We start from the raw sequence: 3,522 nt of genomic DNA on the forward strand, positions 1-3,522 counted from the left end.
GGCCGAGCCCGGTGCCGCCGAAGCCCAAGCCGACCCGGCCGAAGCCGACAGCGCGGCAACCACCGAAGCCGAAGCGGCCGACAGCGAAGCGACCGAAGCCGAAGCCGACCAGGCCGACCAAGCCGAGGCCGACCCGGCTCAGCCCGCCAAGCCCCGCCCCGCCTGGCGCCGCCTCCCCGTTCTGCTTCTCGCCGCCGCCCTCCTCCTCACCGGGGCCGGCGTCTGGTTCACCCTCGAAGCCCGCGCCACCTCGGCCAACCCCGCCGCCGCGAACCTGGCGCTCACCGATGTCGGCGCCACCGCCGACGTCACCTCCGCCGTCACGCTCGCGATGAACCGCATCTTCTCCTATTCCTACGACCGGACCGACGTCACCGAAAAGGCCGCCGCCGCCGTGTTGCGCGGGACCGCCAAGGTTTCCTACGACAAGCTCTTCGCCGAAGTCCGGCGCAAGGCACCGGAGCAGAAACTCGTGCTCACTTCGCGCGTTTCGGCCATCGCCGTGCAGGAACTCAAGAATGGTCACGCGCGGTTACTCGTCTTTCTCGATCAATCAGCCGTCCGGGCCGACAACAATGCAACCGACAGCGCCGCGGCGCAGCTTTCCGTGACCGCGGAACACACCGGGGACAGCTGGGTCGTCACCGAGCTCGAAGCCCGCTGAACCGGCCTGCCGCAATACCGCACGTAACCGTTTCCGGGAGCACCCGGAAACGGCCGGGAAAACGCAAAAGGAGGACAACCATGTCCGTGGCAACGAAGCTGAAGAGACTGGCCGTGCTCACGTCGGCGGCGACCGTGGCGATGACCGTGGTCACCGCCACCCCGGCGTCGGCCGAGGTCATCCCGTTCCCGGTCTCCTTCGCGGTGACCGGCAGCACGGTGGTGAAGAAGACCGGCAGCACCATGAACCTCGGCCCCGGCACGCTGGCCGGCAACCTGCTCGTCAACGACGAGACCGGCGAAGTCGGCCTGAGCGCCGACCTGAGCCTGCCGCCGTCCCAGGCGAACATCTCGCTGGTTTCGGGCCTGTTCAAGGTCAAGGCGACGGTGAAGGTGGTCCCGCTCGGCCCCGCCACCGGCACCCTGGTCGACGCCACGCTGACCACGCACGCCAAGGCCAACATGGAGATCAGCAACATCTGGGTCGGCCTGCTCGCGCCGGTCATCCCGCTGCCCACGGTGCCGGGCTCCTGCAAGACGAAGACCCCGATCGAGCTGAACCTGGTGGCGAAGGACATCGACATCTTCTCGCCGATCACGGTCTCGGCCGACTACACGATCCCGGAGTTCACCAACTGCTGGGTCGCCGACCTCGCCCTCGGCGCGATGGTTTCGGGGCCGGGCAACACGATCAACCTCACCCTGACGCCCAACGCCACGAGCTGACCCACCGGGTGGCGGGCGCACCGCCCGCCACCCGTCCGCTCAGCACGGCGCGGTGGGATCTTCCTTCAGCCCGAAGCTGTCACTGTCCCCGGCCGAGACCGCGAAGACCGGCCCGCACGGGAGCGGGTCCGGGGCGGTCTCGCCGACGACGTTCGAACCCCACGCGACGATGTCGCCATTGGCCTTGAAGGCCAGGTTGTGGTTGGCCCCGGCATCGATGCCCACGATGTCCGACAAGGCCGCGTCGGGGACGGTCGCCTGACCGTAGTTGTTGCGGCCCCACGCGTAGACGCGGCCGTCCTTCAAGGCCAGGCTGTGCTGGAACCCGGCGGACACCGCGGTGACCCCCGACGACAGGGCCGCCGGCACGGTCGTCTGCCCGTAGACGTTGCTCCCCCAGGCCAGCACGCCACCGTTCTTGATGACCACGTTGTGATCGCCACCGGCGGCGATCGCGGTCACGCCGGACTGCGCGGCCGCCGGCACGTCGGTCCGGGTGCCCCAGCTCACCACCTGGCCGTTTTGCTTGAGGGCCAGGTTGTGCATGTAGGACGTCGAGATCGCCGTAACGCCACTGGTCACCGAGGCGGGCAGGCTGGTCTGGCCGTACCAGTTGTTGCCCCACGCCAGGACCGTGCCGTTCTTGAGCGCGAGCTCGTGGCCCCAGCCGGACGCGATCTGGCCGACCCCGGACAGTGCGGCGGCGGGCACCTCGTTGGCGCCCCAGTTGTTCGCGCCCCACGCGAGGACCGTCCCGCCCTTCAACGCGAGCACGGTCGTGGTCCCCGCCGACACGGCGGTGACCCCGGTCAGCGCCGCCTCCGGGGGAACGGTGACGCCGAAGTCCGGCTTCCCCCAGCCGAACACCCCGCCCACGGTGGCCGCGGACGCCGGCGACGCGCAGAGCGACAGGGCCATCGCCGCCGAGACCGTCAATGCGGCTCCCCTGAGCGATACCCGTTCACAACGTGAAGTAAGTGGCACGGTAGCCTCCTTTCTCCGATTCGTTATCCCCGATTGCTTCGGCAAGATCGTGAATGGTAGACCGTTCTCGGCACCGTTCGACCGCGCGGTGGTTCTTTGTCAAGATCCGATGAAACCACCGCCAGTCCTGCGCGGGTGCGAACAAGAAACCCGGACCACGCCGATGCGGTGGACTGCCGATGCCACAAAGTCTTGTTCCGTAATGAACTCACGAGTAGCCTCATTCCCGGCAGATGGACCTCCACCTCGCACGTCGGTGAATTCACGTCCCGCCGCTCGGGGCAATGGGGGCGGGCGAACGTGATCGGAGAGCAACGACGGCGAGCAATCGATCAGCCAAAGCCGAGACTGTACTGAATCAAAGGAGATGGGTATGTCCCGACTCAGCAGGCTGTCCGCCGGAATCGCGACCACCGCTACCGCCGTCGGCGCCATCGCGGTGCTGACCGCCGGCACCGCGGCCGCCGCCACGGTCACCTACACCGCCGGCGGCACCACGCCCCTGACCTACACCTGCACCTTCCCCGGCGTCTCGCCGCAGCCGGTCCTCGTCACGTCGCACCTGGACGCCGAGGACTCCGTCGCGGCCGGCGGCACCCTCACCCCGGCCAACGTGGGCGGCTCCGCGACGATCAGCGCGGGTGTCCACGCGCTGCTCACCGCGGTCGGCTACGACGGCATCCGCGGCACCGCCACGGTGCCGGTGACGGCGGCGTCGGGCACCCTGTCGCAGCCGGCGGCCACCGGGCTGGAGATCCCGGAGGTCATCTACCCGGCCGGCGGCCCGATCACGGTGAACATCTCGCAGGTCGCGACCTCCACCGTCCCGACCTACACCGCACCGGCGACGGCGGGCACCGACACGCTGTCGATGGGCAACACGGTCACGGCGTCGCTCGAGTTCCACAAGAAGTCGAACAACACCTGGACGCCGTGGACGATGAACTGCACCCTGAAGGTCACCAACCCGGCGCAGAACACCGCGTTCAGCCCGAGCATCACCGTCTCCTGACCGGGTTTCCCGGTGCGGGCCCCTCGCCGGGCCCGCACCGGGATCTTCCGGCTCCGCTTCCGAACACACAGGGAAACCGATGCCCCGTCGAGTCCGGCCCCGCTCCGTCACGGTGACCGCGCTGGCGGCCGCCGGCC

4 protein-coding genes are annotated in these 3,522 nt (G+C 69.1%); 3 read left to right on the forward strand and 1 reads right to left on the reverse strand.

Annotated features, from left to right (window positions below):
• The coding region (locus CCN39_RS35740; protein WP_244211148.1) for a hypothetical protein at window positions 1–664 on the forward strand (664 nt) is incomplete at its 5' end.
• A gap of 80 nt (window positions 665–744) precedes the next feature.
• The gene (locus tag CCN39_RS35745) at window positions 745–1,389 is read left to right on the forward strand and encodes a hypothetical protein (protein WP_086849617.1); all 645 of its coding nucleotides are present in this window, start codon (window positions 745–747) and stop codon (window positions 1,387–1,389) included.
• A gap of 39 nt (window positions 1,390–1,428) precedes the next feature.
• Here the strand turns inward: CCN39_RS35745 and CCN39_RS35750 are convergent, their stop codons facing one another.
• The gene (locus CCN39_RS35750) at window positions 1,429–2,325 is read right to left on the reverse strand and encodes an RCC1 domain-containing protein (protein ID WP_086849619.1); all 897 of its coding nucleotides are present in this window, start codon (window positions 2,323–2,325) and stop codon (window positions 1,429–1,431) included.
• A gap of 421 nt (window positions 2,326–2,746) precedes the next feature.
• Here CCN39_RS35750 and CCN39_RS35755 point away from each other — a divergent pair, with 421 nt between their 5' ends.
• Window positions 2,747–3,385, forward strand: coding sequence for a DUF6801 domain-containing protein (locus tag CCN39_RS35755; protein ID WP_086849621.1), 639 nt, complete (start codon window positions 2,747–2,749; stop codon window positions 3,383–3,385).
• Window positions 3,386–3,522: the final 137 nt, after the last annotated feature.

This window comes from Amycolatopsis kentuckyensis, from assembly GCF_002155975.1.
Taxonomy (GTDB): domain Bacteria; phylum Actinomycetota; class Actinomycetes; order Mycobacteriales; family Pseudonocardiaceae; genus Amycolatopsis; species Amycolatopsis kentuckyensis.

What these genes read in the sequence shown, in the direction of transcription:
- CCN39_RS35755 (WP_086849621.1), top strand. Translation starts at nt 2,747, where the DNA reads ATGTCCCGACTCAGCAGGCTGTCCGCCGGAATCGCGACCACCGCTACC.
- CCN39_RS35745 (WP_086849617.1), top strand. Translation starts at nt 745, where the DNA reads ATGTCCGTGGCAACGAAGCTGAAGAGACTGGCCGTGCTCACGTCGGCG.